Source organism: [Enterobacter] lignolyticus SCF1, assembly GCF_000164865.1.
GTDB lineage: Bacteria > Pseudomonadota > Gammaproteobacteria > Enterobacterales > Enterobacteriaceae > Enterobacter_B > Enterobacter_B lignolyticus.
The window spans coordinates 2,917,137-2,934,575 of the sequence record NC_014618.1 but is presented as its reverse complement, the minus strand read 5'-3'; the positions used below and the strand labels follow the sequence as shown (position 1 = coordinate 2,934,575).

The window sequence follows — 17,439 nt, the reverse complement described above, 5'->3', positions numbered from 1 at the left end:
TAATCTGATCAGGATTTCCGCGCTCAGGAGGTCAATGGCTCTCCTGGAACAGCAGATCCATCAGGTTTTCGTTATCCATCTTCTCGCCGCTCAGCTTGCGCAGCAGCATCTCGCTGGCCAGCGTCTGCAAAGAGAAAATGATGTCCGGCTGCACCCGCTTCATTTTGCTGAGATTCTTATCTGAGTTCACCAGCGCAATGATTCTGGTCTCCGCGTTGACGACCTCTTTGGCCGCCAGCACGATGAAGGCATTATCGGAGTCGTCGTTGCGCAGCACCAGCACGTAGCGGGCCTTGTCGGCGCCGGCGGCGGTGAGCGTTTTGTTGGCGGAGGGGTCGTCGACTATCACATCGGCCTCGGCGGGGTAGTCGTGTGAAACGCCGGGCGGCACCACCACGGTGACCGTTTCATCGCGCTCGGTCAGGCCGGTATAGACGCTGCGGGCAAGGGGCGTGGCGCCAATAATAATGATGTGATTTTTACGCATAGCGTGTGAAATTCTCCCTTTAATCATGCGTTTGAGGTTGCCGCCGATCATGGGGCCGATAATGGCGCTGATGGACGTCGCAAAGACGGTGATGCCCAGAATGATGATAGATACCGTAAACAGCCGCGAGGCCGGGGTGACCGGCACAATATCCCCGAAGCCGACGGTGGACATGCTGACCGTGGAAAAATACAGTGCCTCTGAAAGTTCGTTAATGGCCGGATGGAACTGATCGCCGAGGTAGAGCGAACCGCACAGGGCGTAAAGCAGCAGCGAGGTGAAGCTGACCAGCGCGAACAGCGTACCGGCGGCAAGGCTGGACTGGTTAAACTCGCGCCAGAACCACAGCAGGCACAGGCAGTCGAGCACCGACAGCAGGCCGACGTGGTAGAGGGTGGTCGGCAGCAAGAAGCTAAACAGGCCAATGGCAATCAGCAGGATCAGCGTAAATGACCACGCGACCCGGGCGCGCAGAAAGATCCCGATGCTCATCAGTACGATAGCGAAACCGAGCATCACCTGCGGCAGCGTCAGCAGGCCAAAGGCGGAGATAGCATCCTTCCAGCCGGTGAACTGCCCCGCGGCCTGTGGAAACAGGTGATAAATCTGCAGGATCACCGGTTTGAGGAAGACCCCGCCGATAAGCAGCGTCAGCGCGCCGATCCAGCGGTTGGGCGTAAAGACGGATTTGAGCGCTTTGAGCCTGGTTGATAACACGTTCGCGGTTTCCCTTCGTCTGCGGCAGGGCCTGCCTGCGTCGCACTATAGCATCAAGGGGGCTATTGCAGCCCCCGCTGGCGAAGGATTATAGGTTACCGGTGCCGCCATCGACCAGTATCTCGGTGCCAAGCATATAGCTGGAGTCGTCGCTGGCGAGAAACAGCGCGGCCTGCGCCAGCTCCTCGGGCCTGCCCATGCGCCCCAGCGGCACCAGCTTCGCGATGTCATCCTGCAGCGTTTTTTGCTCGGTTTCTCCGAGGCCGAGCTTATTCAGCGCCGGCGTTTTCACCGGGCCCGGACTCAGGCCGTTTACGCGGATGCCGAGGGGCAGAAATTCGGCGGACAGCGTTCGGGCCAGCGACAGCAGCGCCGCTTTGCTGGCCGCGTAGACGCTGCTGCCCGGCAGGCCGATATGCGCGCTGACCGAGCCGCAGAGGATGACCGACGACGGGTTGCGCAGCTGCGGCAGCAGCGCCTGAATCAGAAAATAGGGACCCTTAAGATTGACGGCCATCAGCCGGTCCCAGGCGGCAGGCTGCCATTCGGCGACCGGGCCGTGGGTGACATCGCCTGCGTTGATGTACAGCACATCGAGATGGGGCCAGCGCTCGGCTATCTGCGCGGCAAGCGTCGCCTGGGCCTCGGGATCGCCAGCGTCGCAGGGGATAACCCAGGCGTTGTCACCCAGCAGCGCTTTCGCGGACTGCAGGGTTTGCGGATTACGCCCGGTGACGGCAACCTGCGCGCCTTCGGCCAGAAACGCCTGTGCGGTCGCAAGACCAATACCGCTAGTACCGCCGGTGATCAGCGCATATTTTCCTGTTAATCGACCCATAATGCTTCTCCTGAATATGACTGGAAAACGCACTATAGAGGCTTTAGTATCTATTGGATACAAGGTACCAATTGGATACTAAAGCACAAAGAGGTATGCAATGACGCAGGTAAAGGCGCCGCTCGCGCAAAAAAATTCAGCGGATGAACCCTGTCCGATGACCGAGTTCGTGTCGCTGATCTCCGGCAAGTGGGCGATTCCCATTTTATACCGGCTGATCGTTCTGAATGCGCCGGTGCGCTTTAGCGATCTGCTGCGGGCGATGGCGCCGATTACGCAAAAAGAGCTGACCCGCCAGCTGCGGCTGTTCGAGCAGAGAGGGCTGGTGGCGCGACGGGCATATGCGGAGGTGCCGCCGCGGGTGGAATATCAGATAACGCCGCTGGGGCTGACGCTTGAGCGCGCGCTCACGCCGCTGGCGGCGTGGATGCGCGAGTACGGCAGCCAGCTGGCGCGCCCGGAAGCTGACAACTTTGCGGATTAAGTCCAGGTAAATTGTCATAAATCTGTCACACTTTCGCAGCATATCAATAAAAGCGTGAGGAGTTAGGGATGAGAAAACAGGTACTCGCGATTACCGTCGGCGCACTGCTGGCGGCCTCTGGCGCCCAGGCGCAAACCGAGCCGCAGGGCTATCGCCTGCAGCAGGTACTGATCATGAGCCGTCACAACCTGCGCGCGCCGCTGGCGAATAACGGCAGCGTGCTGGAGCAGTCTACCGCTAAGGCGTGGCCGCAGTGGGACGTTCCCGGCGGGCAGCTGACCACCAAAGGTGGAGTGCTTGAGGTGTACATGGGGCACTACATGCGCGAATGGCTGGCGCAGCAGGGGCTGGTCAACAGCGGCGAATGTCCGGCGCCGGGTCTGGTCTACGCCTATGCCAATAGCCTGCAGCGCACCGTCGCGACCGCGCAGTTCTTCATCACCGGCGCGTTTCCCGGCTGCGATGTGCCGGTTCACCATCAGGATAAAATGGGCGCCATGGACCCGACGTTTAACCCGGTTATCACCGATGACTCCCCGGCGTTTCGCGAGCGGGCGCTGAAGGCGATGGAGAGCGAGCGGCAGAAAATGCGTCTGGCCGACAGCTACAGGCTGCTGGAGCAGATGGTCAATTATCAGGACTCGCCGTCGTGCAAAGGCAAGCCGTCGTGTTCGCTGGCGGACGGAAAGGACGTCTTTAGCGCTAACGCGACCCAGGAGCCGGGCGTTTCCGGGCCGCTGAAGGTCGGTAATTCGCTGGTGGACGCCTTTACCCTGCAGTATTACGAAGGCTTCCCTATGGAGCAGGTGGCGTGGGGAGAAATTAAAACCGACCAGCAGTGGCGGCTGCTGTCGCAGCTGAAAAACGGCTATCAGGATAGCCTGTTTACCTCGCCGGAGGTGGCGCGCAACGTGGCGAAACCGCTGGTGAAATACATTGATAAGGCGCTGGTGGCCGAGGCGGCTAACGCACCGAAAATTACCCTGCTGGTGGGGCATGATTCGAACATCGCCTCGCTGTTGACGGCGCTTGATTTCAAACCGTACCAGCTGCATGACCAGTATGAGCGTACGCCCGTTGGCGGCAAGGTCGTGTTCCAGCGCTGGCATGATGCGGCGAAAAATCAGGATCTGATGAAAATCGAGTACCTGTATCAAAGCACCCGGCAGCTGCGCGATGCCGCGCCGCTAACCCTGGCGTCACCGCCGCAGCGGGTCACGCTTGAGCTCAAAGGCTGTCCGACGGACGCCAACGGCTTCTGTCCGGTCGATAAATTTAACGCGGTGTTGAATAGCGCGGCGCAATAAGCGAAACGCTCCCCCGCGGGCGGGGGAGCGTCGGTCAGACGTTTTTGCGTTCGATGGTTTGTTCGCCCCAGAAGAGCGCATCTTTATCTGTTTTACCAAAGGCCAGCGTCAGCACCTCGTCGCTGCCTTCCTCCCAGATTTTTTCCGCCAGCTTTTCGTCATAGTTTGCCACTTCAAAAATGGCTTCGGCGATTTCCGGAGACGTGTTGCGCAGGCTTGCCCACTCGCCGACGCGATGGGCTTTAGCTTCTTGATTCGGCATCATACTCCTCCTGTTGAAGGTTAGCCGTTGAGTCTGACCGCCAGACCAGCGACATACTCGCCCTGGTAGCGGGCAATCGAAAGTTCTTCCTGACTTGGCTGGCGCGAACCGTCGCCGCCGGCAATGGTTGTGGCGCCATAAGGCGTGCCGCCGCGCACCTGAGAAACGTCAAACAGCTCCTGTGCCGCATAGCCGATAGGCACAATCACCATGCCGTGATGCGCAAGCGTCGTCCAGGTGGAGGTAATGGTCTGCTCCTGGCCGCCGCCGGTACCGGTAGAGCTAAAGACGCTCGCCAGTTTGCCGTACAGCCCGCCGGAGGCCCAAAGACCGCCTGTCTGATCGAGGAAAGTCCGCATTTGCCCCGACATATTGCCGAAGCGGGTAGGGGTACCAAAGATAATGGCATCGTAGTCCGCCAGCTCCTGCGGCGTCGCCACAGGGGCATTTTGTGTTTTACCGCCGGCTTTAGCGAAGGCTTCAGCCTGCATGGTTTCCGGTACGCGTTTTAGCACCACATCGGCGCCGCTGACCTTTTCCGCGCCTTCGACAACGGCACGCGCCATGGTTTCGATGTGTCCATACATGGAATAATAAAGCACCAGAACTTTTGCCATTTGCGTCACTCCTCGGTTTATTATCAAAGCAGCCAAACGCTGCATGCTATTAAAGATATGCCCTGTAGCCGGGAGTGCCAACCATGAATAGCATTTCATTGATTTATAACAAATTAACAACAATTTTTGCGTTGTAGCAAAATGACACACTTTTGCGCTGCGCATTTCATAAGCGATAAGAGCGTCTTATGCATCTCGCAGCGGCAATCCCATACTTTCTTACCATCGCATGTTGCAGAATATTACGATTCGCGGGGCGGGTGCGCTGCTTCCACTAAGCTTAGTTCCACGCGGAATCGATAGCGACCGCCGCCAGGCGCGCAGCCGCGTAGACTCAGCCTAAACCATCGGAGGTCATTAATGGCAAACCATCGTGGCGGTTCAGGTAATTTTGCTGAAGACCGCGAAAGAGCAGCAGAAGCAGGTCGTAAAGGTGGCCAGCACAGCGGGGGGAACTTCAAAAACGATCCTCAACGCGCATCAGAAGCTGGAAAAAAAGGGGGGAAAAACAGTCACGGCAATCGTCACAGCTAGACGGCTGTAGCGGGGCAATACGTGGCCCTGAAATCCCATCAATCCCCGCCGCCGGGTCTTCCCGGCGGTTTTTTTCCGCCTCGCGGTTGCAGTAGACGCGGGGAATCTGCACACTTGAGGGCTGAATGTTACCCAGGTGTTGCTATGTCATTGCTCTCCCGCTATCAATTTTCCGTCAAACCTCAGGAAGCGATCCTCATCCTGATCACCATGTTCTGGGGCGGCACCTTTCTGGCGGTGCAGTACGCCGTGACCATGAGCGGGCCCTTTTTCTTCGTCGGTTTACGCTTCGCCACCGCGGCGGCGGCCGTGGCGCTGTTGTCGCTGAAAACGCTGCGCGGGCTGACGTGGCTTGAGGTTAAGGCGGGGGTAACGATCGGCGTCTCTATTGCGCTGGGCTACAGCCTGCAAACCTGGGGGCTGCAGTTTATCTCCAGCAGCAAATCGGCGTTTATCACCGCGATGTACGTTCCGCTGGTGCCGCTGCTGCAGTGGCTGTGTCTGGGACGTATGCCGGGGCTGATGTCCTGCGTCGGCATCGCGCTGGCGTTTTTTGGGCTTATCCTGCTCGCCGGGCCGGACGGCAACCTGCTGGAACTGGGCGAAGGGGAGCTGATTACGCTGGCAAGCGCGGTGGCGATTGCCGCAGAGATTATTTTGATCGGCGCCTGGGCGGGGAAAGTCGACGTGCGTCGGGTCACGATTATCCAGCTTGCCACCGCATCGCTGGTGGCCTTCGCCGCGATGGGACCGGCGGGCGAGTCGGTTCCGGAGCTGTCGCCGGCATTGCTGATGGTGGCGCTTGGCCTCGGCATTTTCAGCGCTATTATCCAGGTGACGATGAACTGGGCGCAGCGCAGCGTCTCGCCTACCCGCGCGACGGTTATCTATACCGGCGAGCCGGTCTGGGCCGGTATTTTCGGGCGGCTAGCCGGCGAGCGCCTGCCCGGGCTGGCGCTGCTTGGCGCGGCGTTTATCGTGCTGGGCGTGCTGGTCAGCGAACTGAAGTTTAAGCAGAAGAAAGGCCCCGACGCCGAGGATGCATGTACCCCGCAGGAATAACCCAGGAGAGAGCTATGGCACAGGACGCAGTAAAAAAAACGGGAAAACGCACCCAGGCGGTCAGCGCCAAAAAGCAGGCGATTCTTGCCGCCGCGCTGACCACCTTTTCGCAGTACGGCATCCACGGCACCCGGCTTGAACAGGTCGCGGAGCTCGCCGGGGTGTCGAAGACCAATCTGCTCTATTACTACCCCTCAAAAGACGCGCTCTACGTGGCGGTGATGCGCAATATTCTCGATATCTGGCTCGCCCCGCTGCGCGCCTTTCGTGAGGATTTCACGCCGCTGGTGGCGATTCGCGAATACATTCGCCTCAAGCTTGAGGTCTCGCGGGACTATCCGGAAGCCTCGCGGCTGTTTTGCCTGGAGATGCTGCAGGGCGCACCGCTGCTGATGGCCGAGCTGACCGGCGATTTGAAAGGGCTGGTGGCGGAGAAGTCGGCAATCATTGAAGGCTGGGTGGAGGCGGGCAAGCTGGCGGTTGTCGACCCGCATCACCTGATTTTTATGATTTGGGCGGCGACCCAGCACTATGCGGATTTTGCCACCCAGGTTGAGGCCGTCACCGGAAAAACGCTGCAGGACGAGGCGTTTTTTCAGCAGACGGTGGACAACGTCCAGCGCATGATTATCGAAGGTATCCGCGTGCGTTAATTGGCCGGCGGCAACGGGCAGCTGATATCGCCTTCATCGCAGTGCAGCAGCGACTCCAGCCATGCGGTGCGTTCGACGGTTTTGTCGGCCATGCACTGGCTGTTGATCATCGGCTGAATGCTGCCGCCCGCGCTGCCGGAGCTCATCAGCGCGCAGTCGGCGTCGCGCAGGGCGACCCATTTCTGCTGCGCGGTTTTCAGCAGCGCTTTTTGCGCGTCGGGCGCGCGTTTCAGCACGGTGGCATAGGTGTCGTTCAGCTTCTTATCGGCGGCCTGATACTGCGCGGCGGTGCACTCGTTGAGCGCCGTCTGCGTTGACGCTGAGCTGCATTCATCTGCCAGCGCCGTTGCGCTGACGAGCAGCGCGCCGCAGGCAATCAAAATTCGTTTCATGATGTTATCCGGTTAAAGAAAAAAGGCTCCGTTTCCGGAGCCTTATTAGCACAGCCTTAACCGATTGTCATCAGGCTGGCGTTGCCGCCCGCCGCGGCGGTATTCACGCTCAGCGAACGCTCCAGATAGAGACGCTCAAGCAGCAGATTGGTCTCCCCGCGGGCGAAGCCCTGTACGGAGACGATCGCGCCGTCGCGCGCGGCCACCTGCTGGCACAGCTCGCGCAGCTGGTCGGAATCGCCGTGGTAGATAACCGCATCGAACGGCTGGCTGGTCAGCACATCGCTTTTCGCAAAGCGGATGCGCTGGCTGACGGCTTTCGGCAGCTGTTTGGCCAGATCCCGGTGCAGACCGTCTTCCGGCCACAGCACCTCGCTGCCTGCCGCGGTCACCGCCGCCAGCTGTACCAGCGCATCCTGCGGGTTATCCGCGATGCACAGCACGCGCTCGCGCGGCATCAGCGTCCAGGTGTTGCGCTCGCCGGTCGGGCCCGGCAACAGACGCTGGGTGCCGGACTGCGCCAGCTCGGCATAGCGCTGGCACAGCGCCTGCAGCTCAGGTTTCCCTGCCGCCCAGTCGCGCAGCGCCTGCAGCGGCTGGTCGATAAGCGCTTTCAGCTGGGCGTCCACCGGACGCTCGGCGTCGTGGCGCACGAGGGTGGTCGCCAGCGCGTCGTCCGGACGGCTGGAAAGCAGACGGTAGAGGTACAGCGGACCGCCGGCTTTCGGACCGGTGCCCGACAGGCCTTCGCCGCCGAACGGCTGCACGCCGACTACCGCGCCGACCATATTGCGGTTGACGTACAGGTTGCCGACCTTCGCGCTGCCGGTGACGTGGGCGATGGTTTCATCAATACGGGTATGTACGCCGAGCGTCAGGCCGTAGCCGGAGGCGTTAATCTGACCGATCAGCGCATCCAACTCGCTGCGGCTGTAGCGCACCACGTGCAGCACCGGACCGAAGACCTCTTTTTTCAGCTCGTCGAAGCTGTTCAGCTCGATAAGCGTTGGCGCAATGAAGGTGCCGCTCTGCCACTCGCGGGCGTCTTCGCTGTTGTCGCGCGCCGCCTGATACACCGGACGCCCTTTCGCACGCAGCGTCTGGATGTGGCGCTCGATATTGGCTTTGGCCTCGCCGTCGATGACCGGACCGATATCCGTTGTCATGCGTCCCGGGTTGCCCATGCGGCACTCGGCCATGGCGCCCTTCAGCATGGTCAGGGTGTGGTCGGCAATCTCTTCCTGCAGGCACAGCACGCGCAGGGCGGAGCAGCGCTGACCGGCGCTGTCGAAGGCGGAGGCCAGCACGTCCACCACCACCTGCTCGGTGAGCGCGGAGGAGTCGACGATCATCGCGTTCATACCGCCGGTTTCGGCGATAAGCGGCGTCGGACGGCCCTGCGGATCAAGACGGCTGGCGATATTGCGCTGCAGCAGGGCGGCGACGTCCGTCGACCCGGTGAACATCACGCCGCGTACGCGGCCGTCGGCGGTCAGCTGCGCGCCGACGGTTTCCCCGCGGCCCGGCAGGAGCTGCACCACGCCTGGCGGTACGCCTGCCTCCAGCAAAATGTGAATTCCCTGGGCGGCAATCAGCGGCGTCTGCTCTGCGGGTTTTGCCAGCACGCTGTTGCCTGCGGCAAGCGCAGCGGCAATCTGGCCGGTGAAGATGGCCAGCGGGAAGTTCCACGGGCTGATGCAGACGACCGGCCCGAGCGGGCGATGGGTTTCATTGGCGAAATCGTCGCGCACCTGTCCGGCGTAATAGTGCAGGAAGTCGACCGCTTCGCGCACTTCGGCAATGGCGTTGCTGAAGGTTTTACCGGCTTCGCGCACCAGAATGCCAATCAGCTGCTGCATCTGGTCTTCCATCAGCACCGCAGCGCGTTCAAGGATGGCCGCGCGCTCCTGCGGCGGGGTGGCGAACCAGATAGGCGCGTTATTGACCGCGCTTTCCAGCGCCAGCTCGACTTCGCGCTCGGAGGCGTCGCGGACATAGCCGACGATATCTTTCGGCTCAGCGGGGTTAATCACCGGCGTCATGTCGCCCTCGGCGACCGGCTGCTCAAGCATCGGCAGCACCCGCCATTTTTGCAGCGCGCTGTTCAGCAGCGAGGAGGAGAGCGACGCCAGGCGGTGTTCGTTAGCCAGATCCAGCCCGGCGGAGTTAGCGCGGCCCTGGCCGTAGAGATCGCGCGGCAGCGGGATTTTCGGGTGCGGCAGCCCGGCGATACCTTCCTGCGCCGCCATTTTTTCCACGGCGGAGACCGGGTCGGCCACCAGCTCATCCAGCGGCAGCGTGGTATCGGCGATACGGTTAACAAACGAGGTATTGGCGCCGTTTTCCAGCAGGCGGCGCACCAGATAGGCCAGCAGCGTTTCGTGGGTGCCCACCGGCGCATAGATGCGGCATGGACGGTTCAGTTTTCCATCCGCCACTTTACCGACGACCTGCTCGTACAGCGGCTCGCCCATACCGTGCAGGCACTGGAACTCGTACTGCCCCGGATAGTAGTTATGGCCCGCCAGCTGGTAAATCGCCGCCAGCGTATGGGCGTTGTGGGTGGCGAACTGCGGGTAGATAAGATTCGGCACGCCGAGCAGCTTTTTCGCGCAGGCGAGGTAGGAGACATCGGTATACACCTTACGGGTATACACCGGGTATCCTTCAAGGCCGTCCATCTGCGCGCGTTTGATTTCGCTGTCCCAGTAGGCGCCCTTCACCAGGCGGATCATCAGGCGACGGCGGCTGCGGGTGGCGAGGTCAATCAGGTAGTCTATCACGAACGGGCAGCGCTTCTGATAGGCCTGGATAACAAAGCCGATACCGTTCCAGCCGGCAAGCTCCGGCTCAAAGCAGAGTTTTTCCAGCAGATCGAGAGAGATTTCCAGACGATCGGCCTCTTCGGCATCGATGTTAATCCCGATGTCGTACTGGCGCGCCAGCAGGGTCAGCGACTTCAGGCGCGGATAGAGCTCATCCATTACCCGGTCATACTGCGCGCGGCTGTAGCGCGGGTGCAGCGCCGACAGCTTGATGGAGATCCCCGGACCTTCATAGATTCCGCGGCCGTTGGAGGCTTTACCGATGGCATGGATCGCCTGCTGGTAGGAGACCATATAGGCCTGCGCGTCGGCGGCGGTCAGCGCCGCTTCGCCCAGCATGTCGTAGGAGTACCGGAAGCCTTTTTCCTCCAGCTTGCGGGCGTTGGCCAGCGCTTCGGCAATGGTTTCGCCGGTGACGAACTGCTCGCCCATCAGGCGCATCGCCATATCCACGCCTTTGCGGATCAGCGGCTCGCCGCTCTTGCCGATGATGCGGTTCAGCGATTTAGACAGGCTGGCTTCGTTGTGCGTTGAGACCAGCTTGCCGGTGAACAGCAGCCCCCAGGTGGCGGCATTGACGAACAGCGACGGGCTGCGGCCAATATGAGACTGCCAGTTGCCGTTGCTGATTTTGTCGCGAATAAGAGCATCGCGCGTGGCTTTGTCCGGAATACGCAGCAGCGCTTCGGCCAGGCACATCAGCGCCACGCCTTCCTGCGAGGAGAGGGAAAACTCCTGCAGCAGGCTTTGCACCATACCCGCACGGCCGCTGGCGGTTTTCTGGTTGCGCAGCTTCTCGGCGAGCTGATACGCCAGCTTATGGGCGCTTTCCGCAACCGGCTGCGGCAGGCGGGCCTGCTCAAGCAGCATCGGCACCGCGTCGGTCTCCGGACGGCGCCAGGCGGCGGTAATGGCGGAGCGGGTCACGGACTGCGGCAGGATCTGCTCGGCAAAATCGAGGAACGGCTGATGAATCTCATCCTGCTGGTAGGTTCCTTCGTCGCTTTCGTTGGCTGCGCCGGATAAGAGTGCCGGTAGCTCCGGCAGCGCATCGTCGTTTTCCAGTTTTTCCAGATAGTTGAAGATGGCCTGCTTAATCAGCCAATGCGGCGTGCGGTCAATGCGCGTGGCCGCGCTTTTGATGCGTTCGCGGGTCGCGTCATCAAGCTTAACCCCCATCGTGGTGGTGCCCATACCGGTAGCTCCTGTCGTTCTGTTAACTTTATTTTGGGTTGCAGTGAAATATCCACTATGTTGCAACTTTGTGCAACCGTGTTAAATGTGACGCCGCCAGCAATCAGAAAAAGCGATGGATTGTTAAACCCAGGTAACAGGAAAAAGCCTGACGTGAAGGGTGACATACGCCAGGAACCATGCGCTGGTTAACATTTATAAAAGGTGCAACCTTAAAAAACGTGAGCGAGTGCAACCTATAGGCAAGAGAACGCGTTGCGGGGATGTATTGTGTGTAAATGAGGTGTTAAAACGTTTGTGAATAAATTCGGCTTACGGCAGGATACGGGCCGCCCGTAATAAAGAACACGCATTACTTCGTTCCGGTAATGGAAATAACATACCCGTCATACTTCAAGTTGCATGTGCGTTGGCTGCGGCCGCTCGCCCCGGTCACTTACTCAAGTAAGCTCCTGGGGACTCCCGCCCTTGCCGCCTTCCCGCAACTCGAATTATTTAGGGTGAAAATTATTCTGGAGAATCATTGATGGCTATTAGCACACCGATGGTGGTGACTTTTCTTATTTATATATTTGGCATGATCCTGATTGGGTTTATGGCATGGCGTTCGACCAAAAACTTTGACGACTATATCCTCGGCGGCCGCAGCCTTGGGCCGTTTGTCACCGCGCTGTCTGCTGGCGCATCCGACATGAGCGGCTGGCTGCTGATGGGGCTGCCGGGGGCGATTTTCATTTCCGGTATTTCCGAAAGCTGGATCGCTATCGGCCTGTGCCTGGGCGCGTGGGTCAACTGGAAGCTGGTTGCCGGGCGTCTGCGCGTGCACACCGAAGCGAACAACAATGCGCTGACGCTGCCGGATTACTTCACCGGGCGGTTTGAAGACAACAGCCGCGTGCTGCGCATTATTTCCGCCCTCGTTATTCTGCTGTTTTTCACCATTTACTGCGCCTCCGGCATTGTGGCGGGCGCGCGCCTGTTTGAAAGCACCTTCGGCATGAGCTATGAAACCGCGCTGTGGGCCGGTGCGGCGGCAACCATTCTGTATACCTTTATCGGCGGCTTCCTCGCGGTGAGCTGGACGGATACCGTGCAGGCGAGCCTGATGATTTTCGCGCTGATCCTGACGCCGGTGATTGTTATCCTCACCGTCGGCGGCTTTGGCGATTCGCTGGAGGTGATTAAGCAGAAGAGCATCGAAAACGTGGATATGCTCAAGGGGCTTAACTTTGTGGCTATCGTCTCGCTGATGGGCTGGGGGCTGGGCTACTTCGGCCAGCCGCACATTCTGGCGCGCTTCATGGCGGCGGATTCGCACCACAGCATCGTTCATGCGCGTCGTATCAGTATGACCTGGATGATCCTCTGTCTCGCCGGAGCGGTTGCCGTCGGTTTCTTCGGTATTGCGTACTTTAACAATAACCCGTCGCTGGCGGGCGCGGTGAACCAGAACGCCGAGCGCGTGTTCATTGAGCTTGCGCAGATCCTCTTTAACCCGTGGATTGCCGGTATTCTGCTGTCGGCGATTCTGGCGGCGGTCATGTCGACCCTGAGCTGCCAGCTGCTGGTGTGCTCCAGCGCCATCACCGAAGATCTGTACAAGGCTTTCCTGCGTAAAGGCGCGAGCCAGAAAGAGCTGGTATGGGTGGGCCGCCTGATGGTGCTGGTGGTCGCGCTGGTGGCGATTACGCTGGCGGCGAATCCGGAAAACCGCGTTCTGGGGCTGGTGAGCTACGCCTGGGCAGGCTTTGGCGCGGCGTTTGGCCCGGTCGTGCTGTTCTCGGTGATGTGGTCGCGGATGACCCGTAACGGAGCGCTGGCGGGGATGGTTATCGGCGCGCTGACCGTGATTGTCTGGAAGCAGTTCGCCTGGCTGAACCTGTATGAAATCATTCCGGGCTTCGTCTTCGGCAGTATCGGTATCGTGGTATTCAGCCTGCTGGATAAGGCGCCTTCGGCCTCCATGCAGCGGCGTTTTGCCGAGGCGGACGCCCACTACCATTCTGCGCCGCCGTCGCGGCTGCAGGTGGAATAATACCCAGCCCGCGCAAGCGGGCTTTTTCTTGCTAATTGGCTGAAAATGCGCTGATATTTGACGGCTTGAAACTATGAGGATAGCCGACAATGAATCTTAAAACAGGGGTTGCCGCCGCCGCGCTGGCGCTGGCGTTAACGGGCTGCACTACCGCATCGCAGAAAAATAACAGCGTCGCCATGCAAGGCTGTAAGGCGGAAAACGTGATGCAGCAGACCACGCTTTACTTCGGCCTGAGCCGTCCGGCAGGTAATGACATCACCGCCCAGGAGTGGCAGCAGTTTGTTGACCGCGACGTGACGCCGCGCTTTCGCGACGGCTTAACGGTGTTTGATGCGCGCGGGCAGTGGCTGGGTAATGACGGGAAAGTGGCGCGCGAGCAGAGCAAGGCGCTGATGCTGATCCACGGTACAGACGCGCAAAGCGAGGCCAGCATCGAGGCGCTGCGCGGGATCTACAAATCGCGCTTTGCCCAGGAGTCGGTGATGCGCGTCGATCGACCGGTTTGCGTGCAGTTCTGAGTTTTTTTGCAACGACACAGGGACCCTCCGGCCCCTGTGTCGTTATCCTGAGATTTACAGCACCAGTCCGGCAAAGCTTGCCGACAGCAGGCTCACCAGCGTCGCGCCGTAGACCAGACGCAGGCCAAAGCGGGAAACGCTGTTTCCCTGCTGCTCGTTCAGCCCCTTAATCGCCCCCGCCACGATGCCAATAGAGGCAAAGTTGGCGAACGACACCAGGAAGACGGAAAGAATACCGAGCCCGCGAGGGGACATCTGCGCGGCGATTTTCTGCAGCTCAATCATTGCGACGAATTCGTTGGCGACGAGCTTGGTAGCCATAATGCTGCCCGCGTGCAGGGCATCGCTCAGCGGAATGCCGACCAGCCACGCCAGAGGATAAAAGACGTAGCCGAGGATCTGCTGGAAGCTTAAGCCGAACAGCGCGGAGAAAAGGGCGTTAACGGCGCTTATCAGCGCAATAAAGCCAACAAGCATCGCCAGAATAATCATCGCCACCTTGAAGCCTGCCAGAATATATTCGCCGAGCATCTCAAAGAAACTCTGCGATTCGTGCATTTTTTCCAGCTTAATTTCCGCTTCGGCTTCCGGTCGCGTCGGGTTAATCACCGACAGAATGATAAAGGTGCTGAACATGTTGAGGATCAGCGCCGCGACAACATATTTCGCATCCAGCATCGTCATATAGGCGCCGACAATCGACAGCGATACCGTCGACATCGCGGTGGCGGCCATGGTGAACAGGCGGCGGGAGGAGAGGTCGGAGAGCACCGCCTTGTAGGCGATAAAGTTCTCTGACTGACCGAGAATCAGCGAGCTGACGGCGTTAAACGACTCCAGCTTGCCCATGCCGTTGACCTTCGAGAGCAGCGTGCCGATGACGCGAATAAAAATCGGCAGGATGCGCCAGTGCTGCAAAATACCGATCAGCGCCGAAATGAAAATAATCGGGCACAGTACGCCGAGGAAGATAAAGGCGAGCCCTTTTTCGCTCATTCCGCCGAAGACGAAATTGGTGCCCTGCGCAGAGAATTTCAGCAGCGATTCAAATACCCCGGAAACAGATTTAATCAGGGTTAATCCGCTTTCGGCATGCAGAAAAAAGAATGCCAGCGCGATTTCAATGATGATGAGCTGCAAAATGTAGCGAAGACGAATTTTTTTACGGTCGAAGCTGACCAGCCAGGCGAGCGCAAGGATGACCGCCAGTGCCAGAAGAAAGTGAAGGATATTAGACATTTAATTAATTTCACAGGTAAACAAACCGCCTATTTAGCCATAGCCCGCAGAGCGGGTAAATGGGGAGGATGAAAAAAGACGGTCGACCGACGGTTGGCTAATCCATTGTGTTGTTAAGGTTTTTTTACATCCTGTCATCATTCTCTGCACATTTCGCTTGTGTTTCTCGTCATCATAATGATAATCACTATCAATCACATTTACGTATCTTTGCACCGGTTGACGGCGATTCACATTAAGGATGTCCGGCATGTTTGTTCCATTTCTCATTATGTTACGTGAAGGCCTTGAGGCCGCACTGATCGTCAGCCTCATTGCCAGCTACCTGAAGCGTACGCAGCGGGGCCGCTGGATTGGCGTCATGTGGGTCGGCGTGTTCTTCGCCGCCGCGTTGTGCCTGGGCCTGGGCTTATTCATTAATGAGACGACCGGCGAGTTTCCGCAAAAGCAGCAGGAGCTGTTTGAAGGGATCGTCGCGGTCATTGCGGTATTCATCCTGACCTGGATGGTGTTCTGGATGCGTAAAGTGTCCCGTAACGTGAAGCAGCAGCTGGAGCAGGCGGTGGATAACGCGCTGCAAAAAGGCAGCAGCCACGGCTGGGCGCTGATTCTGATGGTCTTTTTCGCCGTGGCGCGCGAGGGGCTGGAGTCGGTGTTCTTCCTGCTGGCGGCCTTCCAGCAGGATCTCGGCATCTGGCCGCCGCTGGGGGCGATGCTGGGGCTGGCGACGGCGGTGGTGCTCGGTTTTCTGCTCTACTGGGGCGGCGTGCGCCTCAATCTGGGCGCCTTCTTTAAGTGGACCAGCCTGTTCATCCTGTTCGTCGCGGCCGGGCTTGCGGCCGGGGCGATTCGCGCATTTCACGAGGCGGGGCTGTGGAATCACTTCCAGGACGTGGCGTTCGACTTCAGCAATGTGCTTTCCACCCATACGCTGCTCGGTACGCTGCTGGAGGGGATTCTGGGCTACCAGGAAGCCCCGAGCGTTAGCGAAGTGGCGATGTACTTTATTTATCTGATTCCGGCGCTGGTGCTGTTCGCGATGCCCCCGCGCGTCGCGACCGCGCCGTCGCGCTCGGCGCCCTAACAACGACCCCATAATTTTCCGTTTGGTTACAACCTACTTTTTAAAGGGATGAGTCATGACGATTAACTTCCGCCGTAGCGCGCTGCAGCTGGGCATTGCTGCGCTGTTCTCTTCCGCCTTCTGCGCGCAAGCGGCCGATATTCCGCAGGTGAAAATCACGGTAAACGACAAGCAGTGCGAGCCGATGAGCATCACCGTGAACTCAGGTAAAACCCAGTTCATTATTCAGAACCACAGCCAGAAAGCCCTCGAATGGGAGATCCTTAAGGGCGTAATGGTCGTCGAAGAGCGCGAGAACATCGCCCCGGGCTTTACCCAGAAGCTGACCGCTAACCTTCAGCCTGGCGACTATGAGATGACCTGCGGCCTGCTGACGAATCCGAAAGGCAAGCTGACGGTAAAAGGCGAGGCGACGGCCGATGCGGCGAAAGCGGATGCGGTGCTGGTTCTTGGCGATGCCATCACCCAGTACAAAGCCTGGGTCAGCGTGCAGACGGCTGAGCTGGTGAAAAGCACCCAGGCGTTTACCGCCGCCGTGAAGGCGGGCGACCTTGAAAAAGCCAAATCCCTCTATGCGCCGACGCGCCAGTACTACGAGCGTATCGAACCGGTCGCCGAGCTGTTTGCCGACCTCGACAGCAGCATCGACGCCCGCGAAGACGACTACGAGAAAAAAGCCGCCGATCCGAAATTCACCGGTTTCCACCGCCTGGAGAAAGCGCTGTTTGGCGATAACACCACCAAAGAGATGGGTCCCTACGCCGACCAGCTGAATAGCGACGTACTGGAACTGCAAAAACGCATCAGCGAGCTGGCGTTCCCGCCGTCAAAAGTGGTCGGCGGCGCGGCGGGCCTGATTGAAGAGGTTGCGGCCAGCAAGATCAGCGGTGAAGAAGATCGCTACAGCCACACCGACCTGTGGGACTTCCAGGCCAACGTCGATGGCGCGCAGAAGATAGTCGACCTGCTGCGTCCGCAGCTGCAAAAGGACAACGGCGCGCTGCTCGCGAAGGTGGACGCTAACTTCAAGAAAGTGGACGCAATTCTGGCGAAATACCGCACTAAAGACGGTTTTGAAACCTACGATAAGCTGACCGACGCCGACCGCAACGCGCTGAAAGGGCCGATCACCACGCTGGCGGAAGATCTGGCGCAGCTGCGCGGGATCCTGGGTCTGGACTAAGCGCT

Annotated in this window: 17 protein-coding genes; 9 read left to right on the top strand and 8 right to left on the bottom strand. The window is 59.4% G+C overall.

Annotated elements, in window-relative coordinates; translation table 11 throughout:
- Nucleotides 1-31: 31 nt before the first annotated feature.
- Complete coding sequence (gene kch, locus ENTCL_RS13790; protein ID WP_013366755.1) at nt 32-1,204, bottom strand: voltage-gated potassium channel protein; 1,173 nt, start codon at nt 1,202-1,204, stop codon at nt 32-34.
- Nucleotides 1,205-1,292: 88 nt separating this feature from the next.
- Nucleotides 1,293-2,042: an SDR family oxidoreductase gene (locus tag ENTCL_RS13785; protein ID WP_013366754.1), complete on the bottom strand. Its 750-nt coding sequence runs from the start codon at nt 2,040-2,042 to the stop codon at nt 1,293-1,295.
- Between the two features lie 100 nt (nt 2,043-2,142).
- Between ENTCL_RS13785 and ENTCL_RS13780 the strand changes: the two genes are divergently transcribed.
- Both ENTCL_RS13780 and agp read left to right on the top strand, forming a co-directional pair.
- Entirely contained in the window at nt 2,143-2,526 is a 384-nt protein-coding gene (locus tag ENTCL_RS13780; RefSeq protein WP_013366753.1) for a winged helix-turn-helix transcriptional regulator, read from the top strand.
- 68 nt (nt 2,527-2,594) lie between these two features.
- Nucleotides 2,595-3,833: a bifunctional glucose-1-phosphatase/inositol phosphatase gene (agp, locus tag ENTCL_RS13775; protein ID WP_013366752.1), complete on the top strand. Its 1,239-nt coding sequence runs from the start codon at nt 2,595-2,597 to the stop codon at nt 3,831-3,833.
- A 34-nt stretch (nt 3,834-3,867) separates the two neighbouring features.
- Here agp and ENTCL_RS13770 read toward each other — a convergent pair whose 3' ends face one another.
- A complete protein-coding gene (locus ENTCL_RS13770; RefSeq protein ID WP_013366751.1) occupies nt 3,868-4,095 on the bottom strand; it encodes a YccJ family protein in 228 nt (75 codons plus the stop codon).
- 20 nt (nt 4,096-4,115) lie between these two features.
- Nucleotides 4,116-4,712 carry an NAD(P)H:quinone oxidoreductase gene (gene wrbA, locus ENTCL_RS13765; RefSeq protein ID WP_013366750.1) on the bottom strand — a complete coding sequence of 199 codons (597 nt, stop codon included), beginning with the start codon at nt 4,710-4,712 and terminating at the stop codon, nt 4,116-4,118.
- A 360-nt stretch (nt 4,713-5,072) separates the two neighbouring features.
- On the opposite strand from wrbA, the gene ENTCL_RS23070 reads away from it, so the two are divergent.
- From ENTCL_RS23070 to rutR, 3 genes are all read left to right on the top strand, one after another.
- On the top strand, nt 5,073-5,246 hold the full coding sequence (locus tag ENTCL_RS23070; RefSeq protein ID WP_071841406.1) for a con-10 family general stress protein: 174 nt from the start codon (nt 5,073-5,075) through the stop codon (nt 5,244-5,246).
- Nucleotides 5,247-5,390: 144 nt separating this feature from the next.
- Nucleotides 5,391-6,308, top strand: coding sequence for a DMT family transporter (locus tag ENTCL_RS13760; RefSeq protein ID WP_013366749.1), 918 nt, complete (start codon nt 5,391-5,393; stop codon nt 6,306-6,308).
- Nucleotides 6,309-6,322: 14 nt separating this feature from the next.
- Nucleotides 6,323-6,961 carry an HTH-type transcriptional regulator RutR gene (gene rutR, locus ENTCL_RS13755; RefSeq protein WP_013366748.1) on the top strand — a complete coding sequence of 213 codons (639 nt, stop codon included), beginning with the start codon at nt 6,323-6,325 and terminating at the stop codon, nt 6,959-6,961.
- Here rutR and ENTCL_RS13750 read toward each other — a convergent pair.
- A complete protein-coding gene (locus ENTCL_RS13750) occupies nt 6,958-7,353 on the bottom strand; it encodes a lysozyme inhibitor LprI family protein (protein WP_013366747.1) in 396 nt (131 codons plus the stop codon). The two genes, rutR and ENTCL_RS13750, sit on opposite strands and share 4 nt — an antisense overlap.
- 56 nt (nt 7,354-7,409) lie before the next feature.
- Complete coding sequence (putA, locus tag ENTCL_RS13745) at nt 7,410-11,372, bottom strand: trifunctional transcriptional regulator/proline dehydrogenase/L-glutamate gamma-semialdehyde dehydrogenase (protein WP_013366746.1); 3,963 nt, start codon at nt 11,370-11,372, stop codon at nt 7,410-7,412.
- Nucleotides 11,373-11,898: 526 nt separating this feature from the next.
- On the opposite strand from putA, the gene putP reads away from it, so the two are divergent.
- Both putP and ENTCL_RS13735 read left to right on the top strand, forming a co-directional pair.
- Complete coding sequence (gene putP / locus ENTCL_RS13740) at nt 11,899-13,407, top strand: sodium/proline symporter PutP (RefSeq protein WP_013366745.1); 1,509 nt, start codon at nt 11,899-11,901, stop codon at nt 13,405-13,407.
- Between the two features lie 89 nt (nt 13,408-13,496).
- On the top strand, nt 13,497-13,928 hold the full coding sequence (locus ENTCL_RS13735) for a DUF3574 domain-containing protein (protein ID WP_013366744.1): 432 nt from the start codon (nt 13,497-13,499) through the stop codon (nt 13,926-13,928).
- Nucleotides 13,929-13,982: 54 nt separating this feature from the next.
- Here ENTCL_RS13735 and ENTCL_RS13730 read toward each other — a convergent pair whose 3' ends face one another.
- Together ENTCL_RS13730 and ENTCL_RS23745 are read right to left on the bottom strand one after the other, a co-directional pair.
- Entirely contained in the window at nt 13,983-15,167 is a 1,185-nt protein-coding gene (locus ENTCL_RS13730; protein WP_013366743.1) for a NupC/NupG family nucleoside CNT transporter, read from the bottom strand.
- A gap of 33 nt (nt 15,168-15,200) precedes the next feature.
- A complete protein-coding gene (locus ENTCL_RS23745) occupies nt 15,201-15,419 on the bottom strand; it encodes a hypothetical protein (protein ID WP_125451945.1) in 219 nt (72 codons plus the stop codon).
- On the opposite strand from ENTCL_RS23745, the gene efeU reads away from it, so the two are divergent.
- Together efeU and efeO are read left to right on the top strand one after the other, a co-directional pair.
- Entirely contained in the window at nt 15,418-16,251 is an 834-nt protein-coding gene (gene efeU / locus ENTCL_RS13725; RefSeq protein ID WP_013366742.1) for an iron uptake transporter permease EfeU, read from the top strand. The genes ENTCL_RS23745 and efeU overlap by 2 nt on opposite strands.
- Nucleotides 16,252-16,306: 55 nt before the next feature.
- Nucleotides 16,307-17,434, top strand: a complete 1,128-nt coding sequence (gene efeO / locus ENTCL_RS13720) for an iron uptake system protein EfeO (protein ID WP_013366741.1) — start codon at nt 16,307-16,309, stop codon at nt 17,432-17,434.
- The last annotated feature ends 5 nt before the right edge of the window (nt 17,435-17,439 follow it).